Genomic DNA, 23250 nt, shown 5'->3' with positions numbered 1-23250 from the left:
TTATAAGAGAAACTTAATCATCTTCAGGCGCAATTCCGATCGCATCATGATTGATATGTTCAATAGCCATCTTTTTGAACTCTAAAGCAGCATCTGCGGAGGGACTGATTACTACCATCGTATCATAGCCGGCAATCGTTCCGGCAACGCATTCAGGTTTCAAATCATCGATTATTGCCGCCAAAACGTTTGCATTTCTTGGCATCGTCTTAACGACATTGACAAATTCGACTTGAGTAATTTCGATCACAAAATCATAAATTGCCTTATAAAGTCTGAGCCATTCGGCTTGATTTTGTTCCTTGAAGACAACGTAACGCAAATGACCATCGCCGTCCTGCTGCTTAACAATCTGCATTTCGCGAATATCACGCGAGATTGTTGCCTGAGTAGCTGAAATTCCCGCTTTCTTTAAAGCCTTTAACAGATCATCCTGATTTGAAATTATCTGCTTGGTAATCAACTGTTCAATCTTAGCTTGTCTAAGCTCTTTTTTCACGAATATTCACTTCCTGTTTCATCTGCTATAGGCACAAGTGTTTTTTAATACATTTACCTATCATTTCTATTATAGCATATAGCAAATAATATTGGAAAAAGGTGAATTTAAATGCGCGGCTTGTGTATGCCAGCCATTACAAAACGCTCAGCAAGGCCACCGGAGCGGAGTAATCATATTTGGCATTGCAATGATGCCCCGTCAACTGCCTCGATTTTATCGCTGAGCTCTTTGATTGCTGCTAATGCAACTTTTGATTTTGGCTTATCAAACATTGGTATCCTGGATGTTTCAAAAATTCCAAGCCTCACCCCCCAGCTTTTTCAAGTCATCGCACACGATCAGCGCAAGTTTCTTTTGCCCCGGAGTCGTCAGAACCTGTTTGCTTGAAACGTCTGAGCGCATATCGACTTTGGCATATTTGATAAAACAGTCTTCAATATATCGTTGATCTAATTCCATGTTTCATTCCCCGCCTGTTTTGCAATGTATACGGTCTTCCAGTCATAAGGTACTTCGGCCGGATTATAAACGACGTTTTTGACGTTTTCACGCAAAAGCTGCGATTTTGCCTGTTGATTGTTTAAAATATGGTATGGCTTTTGTCAGCTTGACCGTCAGCTTATACTTTCCGTTGGCAGTTATTCCGAGTTCTTTCGGATCCTTTTTGTTTGCGATGATTTCACTGGCATTTTCAACCTGATTCAAATAAAAGGCATCCTGTGAAGTCGTCTTAGGATCAACGGTCCTTCGCCATGAATAAACAAAATCTTTTGCAGTAACATCTTCACCGTTTGACCACTTGACGCCTTTGCGAAGCTCAAAATTATAAGTTCTGCCGTCCTTTGAAACGTTGGCTTTTTTTTGCCAAAGCAAGTTGCGGCGTGCCGTTTTTGTCCAAACGATACAATCCTTCCTGAGTATTCATCAAAACGTTAAAACTCAAGGTATCCGTTGCATTTGACAAATCAGCCGTTGCCAACGTATTGCTTTCGGTCCAGTTCACTGCTTTGCAGCGCATTTGCCGCCTGCTTTCTTGGAAACATCACTGCTTTTTCCATTTCCGCATCCGGCAAGCAGCAAGACTGTCGCACCGATTGCTAAAACGTTGCTCTTTTTCTTATGTATCCCCTCCAAAAAAATATAAAAAAACGTCCTCAGCATCTTCTACTGAAGACACTAAGGACGTTTCCGCGCGGTACCACCTTAATTCGCCACAAACTCAAGCTTGCAGCCTCACCAGCTTCGTATTCAAAGCTGCGGAAGTTATCGGTCCCGCACCGGATAAACAGCTTGCACCGTTTATCTTGCTCAGAACTCATCTTCGCTTGTCGTTTTCCTCCGTGTTCTCACCAACCCACGTTCTCTTTAGGCGAATCTTCAAGCAATCTTCTCTTCAAAGCATTCTGTCTGTTAACGATATGATTATTCAATCATCTGTCAACCACCATCGGCTAAAGTCGATGGCTTGTGAACAGACACCCTTATATTGAGTATCTGAACCACAATTTGCATAGATACAGATGGTTTGACCAAACAGCCGTAGTTGTCTGGTCAGTGACTATCTAATTGCCAATGCCTTTTACATTCCCAGGTTGCCATAGGAATGATATATCAATAGTTGTTGGATAGTTTTACAATGATGTAATTACTCACTTTGGTTCTTAGTGATGCAGTTACTAAGTCAATTACTATCTACAAGTATTATATCATAGTGAGCCTATCCATCTCATGACTAAAGTCACGGGATTTCCGGCTAGGCATAATTAAATTCAAAGTAAAAACTACATTTCATCGGGTGCCTTAACGCCAAGCAGACGCAATGATTCTTTCAAAACTTCGGCAACGCTCTTAACCAAGGCAAGTCGCGCTTCTTTTTGATCATCGTCTTCCAAAATTCTTGAATGCGCATAGTAACGATTGAAGGCCTTGGCCAAATGAATCCCGTATTTTGCAATAACTGACGGCTCATATTCTTCAACCGCCTTCAACACCGTTGCAGGGAAATCAGCCAACAGACGCAACGTTTCCCATGCTTCAGAATCGTCAAGACGATAATTGCCTGCAGCATCAAGTCCAGGATTGCCTGCTTTGCGCAAAATACTCATTGCTCTTGCATGCGAATACTGTACGTAAGGACCAGTTTCGCCTTCAAAACGTACGACTTCTTCCAGATTAAAATCGAAATTGTTCAAGCGATCATTCTTAAGATCGTGGAACACAACGGCTCCGACGCCGACAGCTTCTGCAACTTCAGCCTTGTTTTCAAGTGCAGGATTCTTTTCTTCGATTTGTTTTTGCGCCAACTTGACGGCATCGTCAAGCACTTCTTCAAGCAAAACGATTCTGCCTGAACGAGTCGAGAGCTTCTTGCCGTCTTTTGTAATCAAGCCGAACGGAATGTGGTGAATGTCATCAGACCAGTCATAACCCATTTCCTTTAAAACGGCCTTAAGCTGCTTGAAGTGATTCTTTTGTTCATTGCCGACAACATAAAGCGATTGTGCAAATTCATACGTACGCTTTCTGTAGATGGCGGCAGCCAAATCACGCGTAATGTATAAGGTTGCTCCATCTGTTTTCTTAATCAAAGCAGGATTGAGATCATATTTGCTTAAGTCGACGATTTGAGCACCTTGACTTTCATGAAGAAGATTCTTTGCTTCAAGCATTTCAACGACTTCATCCATCTTGTCGTTGTAAAATGCTTCGCCATTGTACGAATCAAATTTAATATCCAAACGGTCGTAAACGCGCATGAACACTTTGAGTGATTCTTCACGGAACCACTTCCAAAGCTTTGTAGCTTCTTCATCACCATCTTCCAAGCGTTTGAACCATTCGCGCGCCTTTTCGTCAAGCTCAGGATGATCGACGTCTTCTTCGTGAAAACGAACGTAATAGCGCAAAAGCGAGTCAATAGGGTCTTTTTTGACTTCTTCTTCTGAACCCCAAAGCTTATAGGCGCACATTAATTTGCCAAACTGGGTGCCCCAGTCGCCCAAATGATTGATTTTGACAGGCTTGTATCCAGTCTTTTCGAGCAGCTGCGCAATCGAATTGCCGATGACGGTTGAACGAAGATGACCCATGGACATCGGCTTGGCGATGTTCGGCGATGACATGTCGATCGGTACGTTGCCGCCCTTCCCTTCGTCAGCGTCGCCAAAACTTGCTCCTTTTGAAATCACGTCTCCCAAAACATCCGCAGAAAAATCCTTTTTATCCAAAAAGAAATTCACGTATGGTCCAACAGCTTCGATTTTTTCAAAACCGGCATGGTCGATTTTTTCAACAAGATCTTGTGCAATCATTTGCGGAGCTTTTCTGAGAACCTTCGCCAGTACGAAAGCTGGAAACGCATAGTCACCAAGGTTCAACGACTTTGGCGTTTCAATTTTTGCAGTAATTTCATCAATGCTGAGCTGACCGTCAACCGCTTGACTCACTGCAGAAGCGACAACTTTTTTATAGTCTTTCATAAATAATTGATTCCTCCTGAATTTTAGTAGAATAAAACGGATAAAAAAAACGTCCCCTGTCAAAAAACAAGAGACGAGATTTCCCCGCGGTACCACTCTAATTGAATCATCCACTCAATATTAAAATGCATCCTAAAAAGTGCGCTTCGCCAGTTTCCGCTGCTCGGCTTCCATCCCCCCGAACTCGCTGCAAGTTTCCGCAGGCTACTCCTCTTTTATTATTGGACAAGACCGCTATATCCGAAGTCTTAAGCGGGTGACGAGAATCGAACTCGCGACATCAGCTTGGGAAGCTGGGATTTTACCACTAAACTACACCCGCATAACAGAGATTATTATATCACATCTCTGTTTAATTGTCATTAATTTTTATGCAGTAATTTTCTTCATATGCTTGAGACTAACTACTGTCCGATTATGAAAATCAGTTACGGCAACATTATCGTCTTTATGATGCTCAATAATTTCAACTACTGCTGAATTTTCATAGATTCTTTCAATTGAGCCAACAAAATCATGACTCATTGATGCGAACTTATCGCATGCCACACGGTCACCGATCTGAAAATTTGTTTCCATCATCTCACCTACTTCGCCTACAATGATATGAATAGTATCAAACTTTCAAACAAATTGCAAGTCTTTTTAACGAAATATAGAAACTCTTAATTTTAGCCGTTTCTTTAAAATTCAGTGCCGCTTTCTTCATTGCTTTTATTGTCTTGTTCTTTTTCACGTTGTTTCAACATTTTGTAAGATTTGACGTATGACGGAATCAAAACGAAACAAGATCCTGCCCAAGCCATCGGATTGGCGCAGCACGCACCGGCATAACCCAATGCTTTTGCCAGAAACAATGCGGCTGAACTTCTCATGACAAGTTCAGCAATTCCCGCAAGCGTCGGCACGATGCTTTGTCCCAATCCTTGCAGAGTATAGCGAATAACGAATAAAATACCAAGCACCCAGTAAAAAGTACACGTTATGTTAAAGTATGTTTGCGAAAGCTTCAAAACCGCCGGTGCCTGATTACCGACGAACAATGTAACGAGCTGTTTGCCAAAAATAATAATTAAAACCGCACCGATAATTGCCACGGTAATCGAAACGATAATTGTTTGTCGTACACCTTGCAAAATTCTGCCGTATTTTTTGGCACCATAATTTTGGGCCGTAAACGTCGACATCGCAACCCCCAAAGACATCATCGGCAGCGTTGCGAGCTGATCGATTTTTCCTCCGGCCGTCGAAGCGGCGACGGCAGTCGTTCCAAGACCGTTTAAAGCCGACTGGAGCAGCACCGCCCCGATTGCAATGATCGACATCTGAAATGCCATCGGAAGTCCAACATAAAGATGCTTGCCAAGCGATTCTTTGGTAATCGTTTTGAAATCCTTCCATTCAATTTGGAGCAAAGGCAGTTTTCTGATGATATAAACTATGCATAAAACCACCGAAATTCCTTGTGCAAGCACGGTTGCAAAACCTGCACCGGCAATTCCCCAATGAAATACCAAAAGAAACAACAGTTCCAAAATAACATTGACAATAGTTGCAAAAATCAAAAAATAAAGCGGCGTCTTACTGTCTCCCAATGCTCTGATAATGTTTGAAAGCAGATTGTATGCCATCAATACTACCATGCTTGCAAAAATAACCGAGATAAACGTTTGAGCATCATTTTTGATTTCTGCCGGTGTTTGCATCAATTCCAAGATCTTGCCGACGAAAGTCAAACTAAAAATCGTCAACAGCACGGTTACTATGACAGTAATCACGATGCTGGTCACGAAACTTTGGCGAACTTTTTGGTAATCGCCTGCTCCGAAATATTGTGCAGTCAAGATTGACAATCCTGCGGTAAGCCCTTGCGCAAAACCGATAATCAAAAACTGAATGCTGCCGGTCGAACCAACCGCTGCCAATGCGTCAACTCCAAGCGTTTGTCCGACGATAATCGTATCAGACAAGCTGTAAAGCTGTTGAAAAAGATTGCCGATAAGCAACGGAACGGCAAACAGCAAGATTAGTTTGATCGGATTTCCTTTTGTTAGTGTTTTCATTTTTCTTTGAGGCAAATGCGACGTCGATGCCAAAAACAGACTTCCCTTTTCCATGCTTCGCACCGTATCAATCGTGCGCTGCATTTAAATCCAAGAGTCAGCTTGCCCCTTTCTCCTTTCATTTAAAGACGTTTTTTTCCGTAACGCTTATCAAGATATGTCTGAACTTCTTCGATAAATACTTGGGTTGACGGGGTCTGTTGGCTCTTAGCGTGCGAAACCAAACAAATCGTCCGATAAAAATTTCCATCAAACGGATAACAAACCACCCGACCCGAAAGTTTTTGCAGCGCAAGCTCCGGCAAAATACCAAATCCGAGTCCTGATTCGACCATTGCAATAATCGAAGCATCGTCGATACTGTACTGAATAGAGTTCAGCGAAACATGAAAGGCATCCAAAGCTTTTTTGGTGTCCCTGTCATAGTCGATTTGCTGCAAAATAAACGTTTCGTCGCAAACGTCGGAAGCAACGACCGTTTTTCCGTTTTCAGGAACGAAACCTTCAGGAGCAACGCAATAAATTCTGTCTTTATAAAGCGGCAAAACCGAAAGCTTTTCTTGAATCGGCAAAGCTGAGAAACCGATTTCAAGGCTGCCGAACCTGACTGACTCTGCAACTTCATTGAAAGCCCCCTGTCTGACTGAGATCTCAACTTCAGGATATTTTTTCTTGAATGCGTTGATAACGTCAGGAAGCCAATTGATGCAGACGCTGCTGAAGGCTCCGATTCTGATCGATCCTTGATTCAGTCCTTTGATTCTCGCGGCTTCTTCATTAAGCTTAGCTTCCGAGTTAAGTATTTCCTGAACGATCGGCAAAACCTTTTCTCCATCAGGGGTCAACATTATGCCGGTTCTGTTGCGGACAAACAATGCAAAACCCAGTTCTTCCTCCAATCCGGAAATCGAGTGACTGATTGCCGACGGTGTAACGTTCAATATATTTGCCGCTGAGACAAACGTCTTTTGCTTGGCAACCTCGCTAAATACACGATACGCAAAATTAGCCATAGTCTACCACCACCTTTACATTCTTGTTTACTTGATAACGTTATCACCTGTTAGCACAAATTTCAAGAGTCTGAATTAACACGAATTCACAATCTTTAAAAATTTTATTCATCAAAAAAATCTTCGAGACAACTTTTCCCGAAGATTTTTAGCAAATTTTTCATTTGAAACGATCAAAAACATCCAACCGTAACTTTATCTCAATCTAGCGATTTCCTTTTCAATTGCCGCATTGAGACCGGCTTTTTGTGTTTCAATCAGATTGATGCGGCTTTGAATAACTTCCGTATCCATCTTAATTTCGCGAGCCAGTCCCGGATTGTCAAGTTTTGGCTCAAAGAATCGCTTGAATTCTTCCAAACGTTTCCTGGTTTTGAATACTTTGGAGATAACCGTAACATATGTCGGAAATTCCATATCGCCGCCGACCGTTTTTTCAAGCCAGCCCCATTCATCGCAAATCCAATTCCAAGCGGCTTCTTGACCTTTTTCATTGGCCAAAACTCCCTGGAACCATCCGCGAAGATCTTGCGGCTTGATCGTATCGGCATCTTCAAAATAAGAAACGATTTTCTCTGCCGATTTGATGTCCGGCGTCTTTGTCAACGCATATCTGATATCGGCCTTATACCCGCCGTCAGCTGTTTTGCGATATTCCTCAAGAAGCTTGTCGAATAAATCATCAGAACTGAAGTTGACGACTTCGTTCATCAAAACGTAAGGTCGAATTCCTGCTGAAACCTCAAGCAGATTATCCTTTGACGCAACGAACAAATCATGCGTTTCTTTGATTGCATCCTCATTTTTGGCATACAATGCGGCACTTAATACGAACGGACGAGACAATTCGTCTTCTGCCGTTTCGCCATCCTTTGGCAAGACGCCCAAACGCTTGAAGTTTTCCGAACTCAGAGTTTCAAAATAGCGACGCAGTTCTTTTTCTTCTTTCGTATCGGCTTCAACGAACTTCTTAAAACCGTTTGCAACCGAATACAAGTATTGGTTGACCATGCTGGATTTGCTGTTCGCAAATAGCTGAAGCAACGGCACAAGTTCCTTATAGTCAATTTTTTGACCTTCTGCCAACAAGTAAAGATCCTGCATCAGTTGGAGTTCGGAAATGTCATCTAGTTCTTCAGTATTTTCCAAAATATCCTTGAACAATTCATCATCGTACTCAACGATAAAATGCGCATTGTTTTCCAGATTCAAGCGGAAAGGCTTGCCTTCTTTTTGCCTCATTTCAGCATAATCGCCCACAACAAGCTCTTTATCCGCCATGAGATCCGGAACTTCTTCATAATTGCTGTTGAGCGGAATTTGCCACTTGCGAGAAACTTCTTTTCCTTTGCCGATGAAGAATTGCTTTTGCGTCAGGACGAGTTTTCCATCGTCAACCCTTGCCGAAACGACAGGGTATCCCGGCTGTTCGAGCCATGAATTCATGATCGTGCCGACATCGATTCCGGAAGCTTCTCCGAGCGCCTTCCATAAATCTGCTCCAGCAGCATTGGAATACTTATGTTCCGCAAAATAATTTTTCAATCCTTTGCGCAAAGCGTCATCACCGATCAAAGAACGAACCATGACAAGCATCCTTGAGCCCTTAGCATAAACGATTGCACCATCAAAAAGCGTATCGATTTCGGCAGGGTCGTTAACTTCGACATGGACTGACTGAACCCCATCGGTTGCATCGCGCAAAAGTGCTGCAGCCGCTTCTGACGTTTGGAACATTTCCCAAATATTCCAATCCGGTTCAAGAGCATCAACGGCAACGTACTCCATCATGTTGGCAAAACTTTCATTCAACCATAAATCATCCCACCATTTCATCGTGACAAGATCTCCGAACCATTGATGAGCAAGCTCATGCGCAATAACGGTCGCAACAAGCTTTTTTTGATCCAAGGCCGTGTGGTCGGGATCAACCATCAAATAGACTTCGCGATAAGTAACGAGTCCCCAGTTTTCCATCGCGCCTGCTGAAAAGTCAGGCAGTGCCAACTGCCAGGAATGAGGCAACGGATAAGGCGTTTGATAGTAATCTTCATAAAATTCGATTGAGCGCTTGGCAATGTCTAAAGCAAAATCAAGTTCTTTGGATTTATGTGCTTTCGTTCCAAAAACACCGATCTTGACGCCGCTTTTCGTTTCAGTCAGCTTGCCTTGCAGTTCGCCAAAGGCAAATGCCACAAGGTATGTAGACATACGAACTGTTTCTTGAAAATAATGGACGCCGTCTTCGCATTTGATTTCCGGCATATTGCTCAAAGTCGTTTCGCCTTCATGCTCATCATATTTAAGCGCAAGAGAAAACGTTGCCTTGGCTTCAGGTTCGTCAACACAAGGAAATGCTTGACGAGCAGCGTTCGTTTCGAATTGAGTCCCGATAATCTGCTTTTTTTGACCATCGACTTCATAGTATGATGGGTAAATCCCCATCATCGTGTCGGTAAGTTCAGCATCATATTCGATGAAAAGCTCTGTTTTCCCTGCATTTTCAAGTTTGATCAAAATCGCATCGTTTGCATCGTCAACCTTAAATTCCGCATTTTTACCATTTTCTTTAACGCTCTTAACGTTCAAATATTTTTGATGAATTGCAATATCGGTCTTTTTGGCTTCGCCGACAATTGTTGTTTTCCCGACAATCGTTTTCTTTGAACGATTGATATCAATATACAAATCGTAGTGACTTGGTTGAAAATCATTATAAAATCTTAATAGTTCAGCCATTGTAACTTCCTCAACTTTCATGACAAATTAATCACACACATCAATTATACGCCTTTAGATAATTAATTGCACAAAAAGCGGACTCAGCATCAAACGAGCCCGCTTGCAAAATACTTTTAAAACCTTTTTCCTGTTGCCTTATAGCCGATGTCTTTACGATAAAAGCACTTGTCAAATTCATGCTCTTCAAGATATCGATAAATCTTTTGTTGAGCATCTTCAATCGTTTCAGCAGTTGCGATTGCCGTCAGCAAACGCCCTCCATTTGCGGTAACGTTTGGAAATTCGCCCGCAACGTTTGCATAATCGATTGAAATATCGCCTGATTCTTCAAGTTCAGGCAATTTATGGCCTTTGACAGGAGATTTCGGATAGCCCTCAGCAGCTAAAACAACGCCTATAACGGCATTTTCAGTTTGCTTAACTTTTGGAAGCGGATTACCGTTGATGGCCGCGTCAACCAACTCGGCAAAATCGGAATCGATTCGCGGCAAAACAACTTGCGTTTCCGGATCGCCTAAACGGACGTTGTATTCGATTACTTTTGGTCCTTGCCCCGTTAAAATCATCCCGATATAAATCAAGCCGATATAATTGAATTCGGCTTTGCGCAAACCATTAATGGTCGGTTCGACAACCTCTTCAACCATTCGCTCATAGTCTGATTCGGAAAGCTGAGGCAAAGGACTATAGGCCCCCATTCCGCCCGTGTTTGGACCTTCATCGCGATCATATGCTCGCTTGTGGTCTTGAGCCATCGGAAGAATGCGATAATCTTCTTCACCGATCACGACAAACATCGAATATTCGTCACCGGAAAGAAATTCTTCCAAAACGATTTGCTCTTGTCCTTTTCTGAACATCGCCTTGATTTCTTCTTCAGCTTCCGCCTTCGTCTTGGCGATAACGACGCCTTTACCGCCAGCAAGACCGTCAGCTTTGATAACGACCGGTTCTTCAAATTTTTCCAAACCGCTGATCGCATCTTCTGATGAACGGAACGTACTGTATTTTGCGGTAGGAACATGATGCTTTTCCATAAATTCCAAAGCAAAATCCTTCGAACCTTCAAGACGTGCCGCTTCTTTGTCGGGTCCAAAAATCTTCAAGCCGTCTTTTCTGAACGAATCAACGATGCCAGCGCAAAGAGCATCTTCCGGACCGACAAACGTCCATTCGATTCCGTGGTCATAAGCAAACCCCTTCAAAGCGTCAAAATCGGTTTCTTCGATTGCAACCGTTGAAATGCCTTCGCTTTCCATTCCGATGTTTCCTGGCGCAACGTAAACATGCTCAACATGCGAACTTTCAAGCAGCTTCTTGGCAATCGCATGTTCACGTCCCCCGGAACCTACGACTAACAAATTCAGATTATCTTTCATCAATTATCACCTAAAATCTTAGTGTCTGAAGTGACGAATGCCTGTCATAACCATCGTGATGCCGTACTTGTCGGCCATATCAATGGAATCTTGATCACGAATCGAGCCGCCAGGATGAACGATTGCCTTGATACCGTGTTCTGCGGCATATTGGACGCAATCATCCATCGGGAAGAACGCATCGGATGCCATCACGGCAGCATCAGTAATCTTGTCTCCGGCATGCTTGATGGCAATCTTCGTTGAATCGATGCGGTTCGGCTGTCCCGCGCCGATTCCCAGCGTCTGCTTGTCATCGGCGACAACGATTGCATTTGATTTCGTATGTTTAACTGCCTTCCAAGCAAACATCAATGCTTCAAGCTGTTCTTTCGTCGGCTTGTTCTTAGTTACGACCTTCCATTCGGATTCATTTTCTTCGATGACGTCTTGCTCTTGCATCAAAAGCCCGCCCATAATCGAAACCGTTTCAAAACGAGTCTTTTCATCCTTGTTTTCAAAATCAAGCTGCAGCAGACGGATATTCTTCTTTTTGGCCAAAACTTCAAACGCATCATCGTCATAACCAGGAGCAATAATGATTTCCAAAAAGAGTTCATGCATCTTTTCAGCCGTTTTGAGATCGACTTTTCGATTCAAGACGATAATTCCACCAAAAATCGAAATCGGATCAGCAGCATAGGCACGATCCCAAGCTGTTTCGATATTATCAGCACGTCCGATTCCGCACGGATTCATATGTTTCAAAGCAACGACGGTCGGTTCATTGAATTCTCGCGCAATTCTGATTGCAGCATCAGCATCTTTGATATTGTTATAAGAAAGCTGTTTTCCGTGAAGCTGTTTTGCACTGGAAACCGAATACTTCTTCGGCAATGCATCCCGATAAAACCAAGCGCGTTGATGAGAATTTTCGCCATACCGCATCGTATCTTCGAGCTCGTACGTTAAAGTAAGCTTTTCAGGTGCTTCAACCCCGACTTTTTCAGATAAATATTGTGAAATGAGCGCATCATACGCAGCCGTGTGTCTGAATGCCTTGGCAGCCAATTTTGCCCGCGTTTCAAGCGTTGTTTTGCCGTTTTCGTTAAATTCGTCCAACACCGTTTGATAATCGGCTTTGTCAACCACAATCGTAACGTCGTGATAATTTTTAGCTGCAGAACGAACCATGCTCGGGCCACCAATATCGATGTTTTCAATCGCATCAGCCAACGTGCAATCCGGTTTTTCAATCGTTTGCTTGAAAGGATACAAGTTGACGCAAACCAAATCAATCGGATGAATATTGAGTTTCTTCATCGTCTCAACGTGTTCGGGAACATCTCGACGTCCGAGCAGCCCTCCGTGAATATATGGGTTGAGCGTTTTGACGCGACCATCCAAAATTTCAGGAAAACCGGTAACTTCTTCAACTGAAATCGTTTTAATTCCTGCTTCATCAAGAACCTTTTTTGTCCCGCCTGTTGAAATGATTTCAAAATCATTTTCAACCAATCCCTTTACGAAAGGTACCAGATCATTTTTATCGGAAACACTGACAAGTGCTCGTCTCATTTTTCAATTACTTCCTTTCTCGTATGCAATTCTGTCATTTAACACTCTTTTGATCGTCTGCGGAAATAAAATGTGCTCACATTCATGAACCCTTTCTTCCAACTCATCAACCGTGTCCTCATCATAAATCGGAACGTGACGCTGTGCGATAATCGGACCCGAATCAAGGCCGCAATCAACATAATGAACGGTTACGCCGGTTTCTGTCCTGCCGTTTTGAACATGATCTTCAAAAGCCCTCTCAATCGAATGAAGTCCGGGATATTCCGGCAGGTAAGCAGGATGAAGGTTAATGATGCTGTTTTCAAACGTTTTGATAATCTCTGCACCGATTACGCGCATGTATCCTGCTAAGATCAAAAAGTCAATCTGATTCGCATTAAGCAAATCTAAAAGTCTTTCTTCATATGGCTTCTTGCCGCCGCATTCCTTCACCGTAAAAGATTCATAAGGAACGTTGAGCTTTTTGGCACGTTCAACCACATAAGCATCAGGATGATCGCAAAAAAGCAACGCCAATTCGCCGGGAATTTCACCTGATTGAAATTTTTCAGCCAAAGCTTGAAAATTAGTTCCGTTTCCGGAAGCCAAAATTGCAATTTTCATAATTCTGCCCCTTACCTGAAAATAATTTTTTCTTCACCATCTGGACGTTTTTTCAATTGGCCGACCTTATACCAAGATTCGTTTTCATCTTCAAGCAACCCAACAAGAGCATCAACGTTTTCGGGTTTGACGGCCAAAATCATCCCCAAACCCAGGTTAAACGTTTCGCGCATATCGTCTTCGGCAAGTTCGCCCATTTTTTGAAGATATCTGAACACTGGCAAGACCTTCCATGAACCGAGCATGATTTCAGCCTGAAGATCATCAGAATACATTCGCGGAAGATTTTCAATCAATCCACCGCCAGTGATATGACTGACTCCATCTACCAATCCTCGCCTGATTAATGGCAAAACTGCCTTAACGTAAATTTTGGTCGGTTCAAGAATTGCCTCTCCAACGGTTTTTCCTTCCAATTCGACAGGTTCGGCATCCAATTTGACGGAATGATCCTTGAACAAAATTTGACGCACCAAAGAAAAACCGTTTGAATGGAGTCCGCTTGACGGAAGCCCGATCAAAACGTCGCCTGCTTTCGGTTTGTCAGACGTCAAAAGATTTTCCTTTTCGGCGGCACCGGTCGAGTACCCAGCAAGATCATATTCATCTTCATCGTACATATCCGGCATTTCGGCCGTTTCGCCGCCAATAAGAGCGCATCCCGCCTGACGACAACCTTCGGCAACTCCCGCAACAATCTGTGCCATTTTTTCTGGTGTATTCTTTCCGGTTGCTATATAGTCTAAAAAATACAGAGGCTCCGCACCCTGGGCCAAAATATCATTCACGCACATTGCCACGCAGTCAATTCCGATCGTGTCATGCTTATTCATTTTTTGTGCAATCATCAGTTTTGTTCCGACACCATCGGTACCGGAAACAAGTACTGGATGTTTCAGATGCAGTTCTGAAAGATCGAACATTCCGCCAAAACTTCCAAGTCCCCCCATCACGCCAAGACGTGCAGTTGATTTGACGTTATCTTTGATTTGACGCACAAGTTCATATCCGGCGTTGACGTCAACACCGGCATCAGCATATCGACTCATTGCTGTTTCTCCTCTCGTTGATGCTGTTTGTTTAACGAGGCCAGGTAGCCTTCTTCGTAATCATAAAGCGGCGTTGGATATTTTCCGTCAAAATAAGCAACGGTCAGGCCGCCGTTAGGAGCGTTGCCCGCATCAGGAAGGTCGATTGCTTCAATCAAACTTTCAACGCTCAAAAAGCCAAGAGAATCAGCACCGATCATCTTGCACATTTCATCAATGCTGTAGTTTGCAGCCATTAATTCGGAACGCGTCGAAATATCGATTCCGTAGAAACAAGGAAATTTAAGCGGAGGCGAAGCAATCCGCATATGAACCTCTTTTGCGCCTGCTTCCTTGAGCATTCTGACGATTTGCATCGACGTTGTCCCGCGAACGATCGAATCATCAATGATTGCGACTCTCTTTCCTTCTACAACGCCCCGAACGGCTGAAAGTTTCATTTTGACGCCGCGTTCTCTCAATTCTTGCGTTGGCTGAATAAACGTTCTGGCAACATATTGGTTTTTAATGAGTCCCATTTCATACGGCAGTCCTGCTTCTTCTGCAAAACCTGAAGCCGCTGAAAGAGATGAATTCGGAACGCCGATGACCATATCGCAATCAACCGGCTGTTCCTTTGCAAGCAGTTTTCCCATTCGCTTTCTTGCATTATGAACGGTTACTCCGTGGATAATGGAGTCCGGCCGCGCAAAGTAAATGTATTCCATTGAACAAATAGCCAATTCCGTATCTGTCGTAAAATGTTCAATCCGAATGCCGTTTTCGTCAATGATGATCAGTTCTCCCGGAAGCACGTCTCTGACAAATTCAGCACCGACCATATCCAAGGCACATGTTTCGCTTGCAACGACGTACCCTCCGTCTGAAAGACGCCCGATGCAAAGGGGTCTGAAACCGTTCGGATCAAGGGCCGCAATCAATTGATCCTTGCGCAAAATGACGAAGGCAAATCCTCCGTGAATCTCATTCAAGCTTGACTTTAACGCATCGATAAAATCAAGATCCTGTTTCTGCCTGATTAAATGTATCAAAATTTCAGTATCAGAATTAGATTGAAAAACAGCACCTTCATCCTCAAGTTTTTGCTTTAGGCTTTTAGCGTTGGTCAAATTCCCGTTATGAGCCAAAGCAACGTCGCCGTCATGAAAATGAAACAAAAACGGCTGAACGTTTGCAATCGAATTATTGCCGCTCGTTCCATAGCGAACGTGACCGATCGCGCTTGTTCCTTCCAAGCGATTAAGGTCTTGAGGATTTGCAAAAACTTCTGACAACAATCCGCGATTGCGATATTGACGAAGACTGATGCCATCGCTTGAAACGATGCCGGCACCTTCTTGCCCGCGATGCTGCAAGCTGTGAAGTCCGAAGTATGTCATATGAGCAGCTTCTTGCGATCCAAAAACCCCAAAAACACCGCATTCTTCATTTAATCCTTTGATTTCATAAGGCACGGTAATGCTTCCTCCCAAATCTTTTGTGCTTCATCGGCAGAAACATCAAGCTTTCCGTCAGCAAGTTCTGACTTAATCTCATGTTCGGATGTGACAACACCGATTTTTACGGCATCATCGCCAAGAATATTTTCGAATGCCGCTGCATTTTCCGGTGCAGCAGTAACAATGAAACGTCCCGGAGTTTCGCTGAACAACTGTGCTTTTGTCAAATCAAGATCAAGTTTCAAACCAAATTCGGTTCCAAAGACCGTTTCTGCCATTGCAACGGCTAAACCGCCTTCACTTGCATCATGTGAACTTTGAACCAATCCTTGTTCCATCGCATTCAAAAGATTTCTCATATAAAGATTCATATGTTCAAGATCCAAATCGTTCAAAGCACCATTGATTTTGCCGGTCAGCATCTTTTGAATTTCCGACCCTGCAAAATCATTGCCGGTCTTATCTCCCACTAAGTAGACGTTTGCCCCTTCCGTTTGAACGAACGAAGGTATCACATGCTTGATGTCTTTGATCAATCCGACCATTCCGACCATTGGCGTTCCGTAAATGGCTTCACCGTTATTTTCATTATAAAGGCTGACGTTGCCTGAAATAACCGGTGTATCAAATACTTTGCATGCTTCTGCCATTCCTTCGACTGACTGATGAAGCTCCCAATAAATTTCCGGAACGTTAGGATCGCCGTAATTCAAGCAATCAGTTATTCCAAGCGGAAGAGCACCAGATGAAACAATGTTTGCGCACGCTTCAGCAACGGCACGCTTGCCGCCGATCTTAGGATCAAGATAGACAAAACGACCGTTTCCGTCAGTCGTCATTGAAAGTCCTTTCTTTGTTCCGCGCACGCGTAATACGCCGGAATCAGAGCCAGGTCCGACAACAGTTGAAGTTCTGACTTGCGAATCATATGTTTGAGTAAACATTTCTTTAGAAGCAATCGTTGGTTGGGCCAAGATTTTTTTGAGCATCTCATTTGCATCTTCAACTTCAGGAACGTATTCAGGCGCCTTTTTTGCGTCAAGAATGCGTTGGGGGACGCGTTCTTCGCTTGGCTCTTCCAAAACGTCTTCCGTCAAACTGGAGACCGGAATATCGGTAACAACCTTGCCATGATGACGCAATACGTATTGATGCCCTTCCGTAACGCGACCAATCACAACTGCTTCAAGGTCATATTCTTTAAAAAGTTTGATGACGTCCTCTTCATGTCCCTTGCGAACGCAAAGCAGCATGCGTTCCTGGGATTCTGAAAGCATGATTTCATATGCGGACATGTTAGTTTCGCGCTGAGGAACAAAATCCAAATCAAGTTCCATGCCGGAATCAGCTTTTGAAGCCATTTCACAAGATGAAGAAACGATGCCTGCGGCACCCATGTCTTGAATCCCGACAAGCCAATCCGCATGATCATGAGTCAACTCGAGACAAGCTTCCATCAAAAGCTTTTCCATAAACGGATTGCCGACCTGAACTGCTGAACGCTGAGTTTCTTTTTCATCGTCAAAATCAGCAGAAGCAAACGTTGCACCATGGATGCCGTCACGTCCGGTTTTTGCACCAACGTAAATGACTGCATTTCCGATCCCGGAAGCTCGACCCTTTTGCATATCTGCCTGATCCATCAAGCCAACGCTCATCGCATTGACAAGGCAATTGCCCGTATAACATTCATCAAACGTCATTTCACCGGCAATCGTCGGAATTCCCATACAGTTGCCGTACCCGCCGATGCCGGCAACGACTTCATTGATCAGGTACTTAGTTCTTGGACGATCGATTTCGCCGAAGTGTAAAGAATCAAGCGATGCAATCGGACGAGCGCCCATGCTGAAAATGTCGCGCAAGATTCCGCCTACGCCTGTTGCAGCACCTTCATATGGTTCAACGGCTGAAGGGTGATTATGACTTTCAGCTTTAAAGACAACTGCCTGATTATCGCCAATATCAATAATACCCGCACCTTCACCAGGTCCTTGCAAAACTCTTTCATTCTTGTTAGGAAACAGGCGCAGTACCGGTTTTGACTTTTTATATGAGCAATGCTCGCTCCACATAACCGAAAACAAACCCGTTTCAGTATAGTTGGGCAAGCGGTGCAGCAGCTTTTCGCAAATAAAATCATATTCGTGCTCCGTCAAACTCCAATCAAGATATGGTTTTTTTTCTTTGATTTCTTCTGGGGTCATTTCAGCCATTAGTTTGCAACCTCCGTTTTTACCGTTCCGTTTTCAAGCAAGGATTGAAACAATCTCAATCCGTCAGTATTTCCGAGCAATGCCTCAACGGCACGTTCCGGGTGCGGCATCATGCCTAAAACATTGCCGCGTTCGTTGCACACCCCGGCGATGTCATGCAACGAGCCATTCGGATTTTCATTCGCATAGCGGAAGACGACCTGATTGTTTTCTTCCAATTTCTGAAGCGTCTCGTCATCCGCATAGTAGCTTCCGTCAGCGTGCGCAATCGGAAGTTTGACATGCTCTTTTTCTCCATATTTTGTCGTAAACGGAGTTTTGTTGTTTTCAACTTGAAGTTCAACCGTCTTGCAAACAAACTTCAAACTGTCATTTTGCTTAAGCGCACCCGGAAGCAAACCGGCTTCGGTAAGAATTTGAAACCCGTTGCACGTGCCAAATACAGGCTTGCCTTCATCAGCCATTTTGACGATTGCGGGCATAATGTTTGCAAACCGAGCAATCGCACCGCAGCGCAGGTAATCACCATAGGAAAATCCTCCAGGAAGCATGACTGCATCGAATCCGTCCAAATTGTCGCGTTTATGCGACACGTATTCAACATCTGCACCGCAAACCGTATGCAATGCTTCGTAGATGTCAATGTCACAGTTTGATCCCGGGAAGACTACGACTGCAATTTTCATTAATCAAGACCTCCCAAAACTTCATAACGATACGTTTCAAGATTAAAGTTTACAAGCAGCTCTTCAGAAATTTCCTTAACCGACGTTTCAACGTCCCTTTTTTCAGGATTGATTACAACGTCAAAGAATTTTCCGACTTTAACGTTTTCTACCTCATCATGTCCAAGAGCATGAATCGCATTCTTGATCGTATCCCCCTGAGGATCGAAAACAGATTCCTTATATGTGACATAGATGCGTACGTTGACCATTTTTATGCTTCCTCCTTGGATAATTCATTTTTTAAGCGACGAAGAACTTCTTCATATACTGATGTGAGATCGCCGAGATCGCGTCGATAAACGTCCTTGTCCATGTGGGCACGCGTCTGTTTGTCCCACAAACGACAATTATCAGGCGAAAATTCATCAGCCAAAACGATGCGTCCATTTGACAAGCGCCCGAATTCAAGTTTGAAATCAACCAGAATAAGTCCCATCCGGTCAAATAAGGCAGTCAAAATTTCGTTCACTCGCCGAGAAATATCCCACATCGCGTCAAGTTCTTCTTTTTTAACGATTTTCAATGCCAAAGACTGTGATTCATTGATAAAAGGGTCATCCAATTCGTCGCTCTTGTAATATGTCTCTTCAACAGGCTTTTCGAAGCAGATGCCTTCCTCAACCCCGAAGCGTGTAGCAAAATGACCCGCAGACACGTTTCGCGTAACCATTTCGAGCGGAACAATCTCAACTTTTTTAACCAACTCTTCAGTTTCAGAAAGTTTCTTAATGAAATGAGTTTCGATGCCTTTTTTCATCAAATACTGGAAAATAAGCGATGAAATTTCATTATTGACGATTCCTTTGCCATTGATCTGATCCTTTTTCTTTCCGTTCAACGCTGTTGCCTGATCCATGTAAACCACGCGTAAAACTTCTGGATCATCCGTACTCCACATTTGCTTGGCCTTGCCTTCATAAATCAATTTTGCCATGATAATATAAGGTCTCCTTTAAAAAACGAATTTATCAACGAACACAACCGAGAAACATTCGTTAATTTACGTTTTAAGATTAACAATAATCCAGGCTTTCGTCAAGAGTCTTTCACGAACTATCAAGCTATATTATCGATTTTTATCAGTAAATTACGAAATATGTCTCATGCTCCATTAAAGATAACTTCCAAAACATTAGAAAAGCGAACTTTAACGCTAAAAAGCAATTATCATTTTTGCAAAGATGACTTCAGCCTCCCTTTCATGTCACATTAATTAACATCGAATTAGTTTTTTCTTACAAAATGATTTGACAATTATCTTTTTGAGCTTTAAAATACAGTCAATCCATTAAAAACGAAGAATTTAACACAATTGTCGGTTATTAGCCTTATTTATGCGTTATAAAATCTTCCATGAATCTACTAAGGGATGTGAACAATGCAGTATAATTTTAATTTGTATCGCAGACATTATCTCAAAAGTCATTAATATTTGGAGGTATTCTTATGGAACAAATTAATAAAGATGGTACCAGACGCGAACTGACCAATTTCAACGTCCAAATGATTGCGCTTGGCGGCGCAATCGGAACCGGCTTATTCCTTGGTGCCGGGCAGACGATTCACCGAACAGGTCCGTCAATCCTTTTGGTTTATCTTGTTGTCGGCCTGTTCTTTTCAGTAATGATGCGGGCCATTGGCGAAATGATGTATAAAGACCCGAGCCAGCATACTTTTGTCGCATTCATTCATCAATATTTGGGAGCCGATTTTGGCAAATTTGCAGAATGGAGCTATTGGATGACTTTGATTCTCGCAGGCATGGCAGAATTAATTGCGATTGCTACATATATTCGCTTATGGATTCCGAACGTTCCCGCATGGCTGATCGAAATTTTGATTCTTGGAATCTTGTCGATTATCAACTTAAGTATTGTTCGTCTTTTCGGAAAAACCGAAAGCATGCTTTCAATCATTAAAATCATCGCAATCATTGCTTTAATATTTGTTGGCATTTGGATGATTGCCGTTCATCATAAAAATCCCGTCGGAACTTCTGCCGGTCTTGGGAATGTCACAAAAGACTATACAGCATTTCCGCATGGATTCCGTGAATTTCTCAATGCCTTTCCGATGGTTTTCTTCTCATTTGAAGGAATGGAATTTATCGGTATCACGACTGCCGAAACGAAAAATCCGCGTCAGGTTCTTCCGCTTGCCGTTAAACAAGTTGTTTTCAGAATTTTGATTTTTTATATCGGTGCCCTGTTCGTAATCATGGCTATTACCCCTTGGCAGCAAATTTCACAGTCAAGCAGCCCGTTTGTTCAGGTTTTCCAAATTGCAGGAATGCCGGCCGCATCGCAGATAATCAATTTTGTGGTAATCGTTGCTGCGACCTCCGCCCTTAATTCAGCAATTTTTTCATCCGGGAGACATTTGTACCAGCTTGCCGTGGAATCCGATTCTAAATTTCTTTCAAAATTACGACACGTTTCGAAATCAGGCATCCCATCATATGCCGTTTTGTTCTCAGCCTGCCTGATGCTGTTCGGACCAGTACTTAGTGCTTTCAAAGCTTTATCAGCAGCCTTTTCACTCGTTGCTTCAATTTGCGGCGACATCTATATTCTTGTTTGCATTCTGACGATGATTGCTCATTATCGCTATCGTCAATCAAGCGACTTTATGGAAGACGGATTCAAGATGCCGGCATATAAAATCTTGAACCCGTTGACGATTGCATTTTTCTCGTTTGTCTTTATCACCATGTTCTTCAATAAGGAAAACGTCATCCCTGCAGTCGGAGCATTGATTTGGCTCATCGTCTTTTTGACGGTCGTCAAGTTCAGAAAAATCAAAGAATCTCCTGATACCATCGTTTAAAAAACAATTTTGACTCGAATAATCAACTATAACGAATACCCTTTGAGCATAGGATGAACAGGAAATTATTCTTGTGTTTGAAGGGTATTTTTGTTTGCCGATACTAAAACAAACTTTTCTGTCAAATACAGTGCTAAACATCTCATGCTCAATCAGTATGCCAAGCCATCGATTACGGTCAAAACGGCGATTTTTGAAATATACCCGTAAAAACCAGCCAAGATCTCATCCCAATTGCTTTGCCAGATGCAGTGCCCGTGCTCCAAAAGTTTACCAACGAACTCTTTTTTCTTAATCATAGCAAGCGATTATCATGCATATGCAAAAAACCGGATTAATTTGCAATTAATTGCAAATTAATCCGGTTTTTCAATTTGAAGCATAGTTTTTTCCCCGCCTCTAAAAACTTATTTCAGTTCTTTTTTTGTTTCCTGCCTGATTTCTCCGTTCATCTGCTGCATGTAGCTGTAAAAAGCGCCATAAAGACCGATTCCGTTGCTATATTCTGATTTAACCAATTCAGGATAAATCAATACTTGCTGTGCTTGCGGGAATTCAGAGACAATTTCAGTATATTTTTGCTTGATCGTCTTAAGAACGATTTCCTCGTTACTGATGCCACCGCCAATAACAAAACGCTGAACATCCATCGTCAATTGCATATTAAAAAGAAGCTGCGCGATATTTTTGCAAAACTGAGCAAAAATATCGCGGGCATTTTTATCTTCTGATTTGATTTTTTCAAATGCGGCAATGCCATCCAATTCATTTTCGTTTCCTGAAACGCGATTAATCGCCCTGATCATATTTACAGCAGAACAATTAGATCGAACTAACCCCTGAGTTCCGCGAACGTTTAATTCATCCCGAATCAACGAAAACAAACCTGCCTGATGATGAGCACCGCGAACCAATTCTCCATTAACGACGAAGCCACCGGTTACGCCGCTGCCAAGCGTCAGCAAAATTCCGCTGTCAATCCCATTCAACGAACCGTTCCAAAGTTCTGCGGTTGTTGCGGCCATCCCTTCATTTTCAACCGTAATGGGCAAATCTTTGTTTTCAGGTCCGAAAATTTCTTTCATTGAAATTCCGTTGATAAACGGCAGGCCCTCGCAATTATAAAAGGCTTTTTCATCATAAATGACCATTGCGGGTGCGCAGAGCGCTATACCGTCAATCCTTTGACGATAGCTTTCAACAAGAGACCGGAGCAATAATTTAAAATCATTCAAGTTTTTGGGCGTTTCGACAGTGTTCCTTGAAAGAAGCTTGCCGCTTTCACTCAACAGTCCGTATTTGATAAGCGTACCGCCAATGTCAACGCATAAGAATGCCATTTTTCACACCTCATTCCATTTTGATCACAGACAATTATATAACAAAACATCATTTCTATTCCTAGTTTGATTAAAAATCCAATAATTATTCACAAAAAAAGCCGAAATATTAATTTCGGCTTCTAAATCGGTTATGCCCGTATAATGGTGTAAATTGATAAAAAAAAGAGAGCCAAGTGCTCGTCTCCCAGGTATAATTTAAATTAACCAAAAAAAACTAAAAATACTAGGAGGATGAACAATGGCTCAATTAAATATTACCTTAAATCAAGAGGAAATTCTACAACTTCTTTCAAAGGATCACGATCAGG

General features: G+C 42.8%; 21 protein-coding genes and 1 tRNA gene. 1 reads left to right on the top strand and 21 read right to left on the bottom strand.

Features of this window, described 5'->3' with window-relative positions; translation table 11 throughout:
• Positions 1-13: 13 nt before the first annotated feature.
• The 19 genes from BMZ95_RS00110 to purC form a co-directional block, all read right to left on the bottom strand.
• Complete coding sequence (locus BMZ95_RS00110) at positions 14-499, bottom strand: arginine repressor (RefSeq protein WP_014073574.1); 486 nt, start codon at positions 497-499, stop codon at positions 14-16.
• A gap of 291 nt (positions 500-790) precedes the next feature.
• Entirely contained in the window at positions 791-961 is a 171-nt protein-coding gene (locus BMZ95_RS10710) for a hypothetical protein (protein WP_225354867.1), read from the bottom strand.
• An 87-nt stretch (positions 962-1048) separates the two neighbouring features.
• On the bottom strand, positions 1049-1375 hold the full coding sequence (locus BMZ95_RS11335; protein ID WP_225354868.1) for an ABC transporter substrate-binding protein: 327 nt from the start codon (positions 1373-1375) through the stop codon (positions 1049-1051).
• Positions 1326-1520, bottom strand: a complete 195-nt coding sequence (locus BMZ95_RS11330) for a hypothetical protein (protein WP_225354869.1) — start codon at positions 1518-1520, stop codon at positions 1326-1328. The genes BMZ95_RS11335 and BMZ95_RS11330 overlap by 50 nt, the downstream gene beginning before the upstream one ends.
• A 763-nt stretch (positions 1521-2283) precedes the next feature.
• Positions 2284-3981, bottom strand: coding sequence for an arginine--tRNA ligase (gene argS / locus BMZ95_RS00095; RefSeq protein WP_014073575.1), 1698 nt, complete (start codon positions 3979-3981; stop codon positions 2284-2286).
• Positions 3982-4232: 251 nt separating this feature from the next.
• Positions 4233-4303: transfer RNA gene (locus BMZ95_RS00090), tRNA-Gly, on the bottom strand.
• Positions 4304-4350: 47 nt separating this feature from the next.
• Positions 4351-4560 (bottom strand): hypothetical protein, encoded by a 210-nt coding sequence (locus BMZ95_RS00085; protein ID WP_014073576.1) that lies wholly within the window; start codon positions 4558-4560, stop codon positions 4351-4353.
• Positions 4561-4664: 104 nt separating this feature from the next.
• Entirely contained in the window at positions 4665-6044 is a 1380-nt protein-coding gene (locus tag BMZ95_RS00080) for an MATE family efflux transporter (protein WP_046922840.1), read from the bottom strand.
• A 122-nt stretch (positions 6045-6166) separates the two neighbouring features.
• Complete coding sequence (locus BMZ95_RS00075) at positions 6167-7057, bottom strand: LysR family transcriptional regulator (protein WP_014073578.1); 891 nt, start codon at positions 7055-7057, stop codon at positions 6167-6169.
• A 195-nt stretch (positions 7058-7252) separates the two neighbouring features.
• Positions 7253-9796: a M1 family metallopeptidase gene (locus tag BMZ95_RS00070; protein WP_046922828.1), complete on the bottom strand. Its 2544-nt coding sequence runs from the start codon at positions 9794-9796 to the stop codon at positions 7253-7255.
• A 116-nt stretch (positions 9797-9912) separates the two neighbouring features.
• Positions 9913-11178: a phosphoribosylamine--glycine ligase gene (gene purD, locus BMZ95_RS00065; protein ID WP_046922829.1), complete on the bottom strand. Its 1266-nt coding sequence runs from the start codon at positions 11176-11178 to the stop codon at positions 9913-9915.
• An 18-nt stretch (positions 11179-11196) separates the two neighbouring features.
• Positions 11197-12735, bottom strand: a complete 1539-nt coding sequence (gene purH / locus BMZ95_RS00060) for a bifunctional phosphoribosylaminoimidazolecarboxamide formyltransferase/IMP cyclohydrolase (RefSeq protein WP_014073581.1) — start codon at positions 12733-12735, stop codon at positions 11197-11199.
• A 3-nt stretch (positions 12736-12738) separates the two neighbouring features.
• Entirely contained in the window at positions 12739-13341 is a 603-nt protein-coding gene (gene purN / locus BMZ95_RS00055; RefSeq protein ID WP_046922830.1) for a phosphoribosylglycinamide formyltransferase, read from the bottom strand.
• 11 nt (positions 13342-13352) lie between these two features.
• The gene (purM, locus tag BMZ95_RS00050) at positions 13353-14390 is read right to left on the bottom strand and encodes a phosphoribosylformylglycinamidine cyclo-ligase (RefSeq protein WP_046922831.1); all 1038 of its coding nucleotides are present in this window, start codon (positions 14388-14390) and stop codon (positions 13353-13355) included.
• Positions 14387-15844, bottom strand: a complete 1458-nt coding sequence (purF, locus tag BMZ95_RS00045) for an amidophosphoribosyltransferase (RefSeq protein ID WP_046922832.1) — start codon at positions 15842-15844, stop codon at positions 14387-14389. The genes purM and purF overlap by 4 nt, the downstream gene beginning before the upstream one ends.
• Positions 15820-18045 carry a phosphoribosylformylglycinamidine synthase subunit PurL gene (gene purL / locus BMZ95_RS00040; protein WP_046922833.1) on the bottom strand — a complete coding sequence of 742 codons (2226 nt, stop codon included), beginning with the start codon at positions 18043-18045 and terminating at the stop codon, positions 15820-15822. Before purL ends, purF begins: the two co-directional genes overlap by 25 nt.
• The gene (gene purQ / locus BMZ95_RS00035; protein WP_014073586.1) at positions 18045-18731 is read right to left on the bottom strand and encodes a phosphoribosylformylglycinamidine synthase subunit PurQ; all 687 of its coding nucleotides are present in this window, start codon (positions 18729-18731) and stop codon (positions 18045-18047) included. Before purQ ends, purL begins: the two co-directional genes overlap by 1 nt.
• On the bottom strand, positions 18731-18982 hold the full coding sequence (purS, locus tag BMZ95_RS00030) for a phosphoribosylformylglycinamidine synthase subunit PurS (protein ID WP_046922834.1): 252 nt from the start codon (positions 18980-18982) through the stop codon (positions 18731-18733). Before purS ends, purQ begins: the two co-directional genes overlap by 1 nt.
• Positions 18983-18984: 2 nt before the next feature.
• Positions 18985-19707 carry a phosphoribosylaminoimidazolesuccinocarboxamide synthase gene (purC, locus tag BMZ95_RS00025; protein WP_014073587.1) on the bottom strand — a complete coding sequence of 241 codons (723 nt, stop codon included), beginning with the start codon at positions 19705-19707 and terminating at the stop codon, positions 18985-18987.
• Positions 19708-20219: 512 nt separating this feature from the next.
• Here purC and BMZ95_RS00020 point away from each other — a divergent pair.
• A complete protein-coding gene (locus BMZ95_RS00020; RefSeq protein ID WP_014073588.1) occupies positions 20220-21599 on the top strand; it encodes an amino acid permease in 1380 nt (459 codons plus the stop codon).
• Between the two features lie 152 nt (positions 21600-21751).
• Here the strand turns inward: BMZ95_RS00020 and BMZ95_RS11215 are convergent, their stop codons facing one another.
• The gene (locus tag BMZ95_RS11215; protein ID WP_164477222.1) at positions 21752-21898 is read right to left on the bottom strand and encodes a hypothetical protein; all 147 of its coding nucleotides are present in this window, start codon (positions 21896-21898) and stop codon (positions 21752-21754) included.
• A gap of 108 nt (positions 21899-22006) precedes the next feature.
• On the bottom strand, positions 22007-22939 hold the full coding sequence (locus tag BMZ95_RS00015) for an ROK family protein (RefSeq protein ID WP_046922835.1): 933 nt from the start codon (positions 22937-22939) through the stop codon (positions 22007-22009).
• Between the last annotated feature and the right edge of the window lie 311 nt (positions 22940-23250).

It is taken from the genome of Ligilactobacillus ruminis DSM 20403 = NBRC 102161 (genome assembly GCF_900113455.1).
Classification (GTDB): Bacteria; Bacillota; Bacilli; order Lactobacillales; family Lactobacillaceae; genus Ligilactobacillus; species Ligilactobacillus ruminis.
Note: the sequence above shows the minus strand (reverse complement) of the source record. Positions and strands in the feature narration are given on the sequence as shown.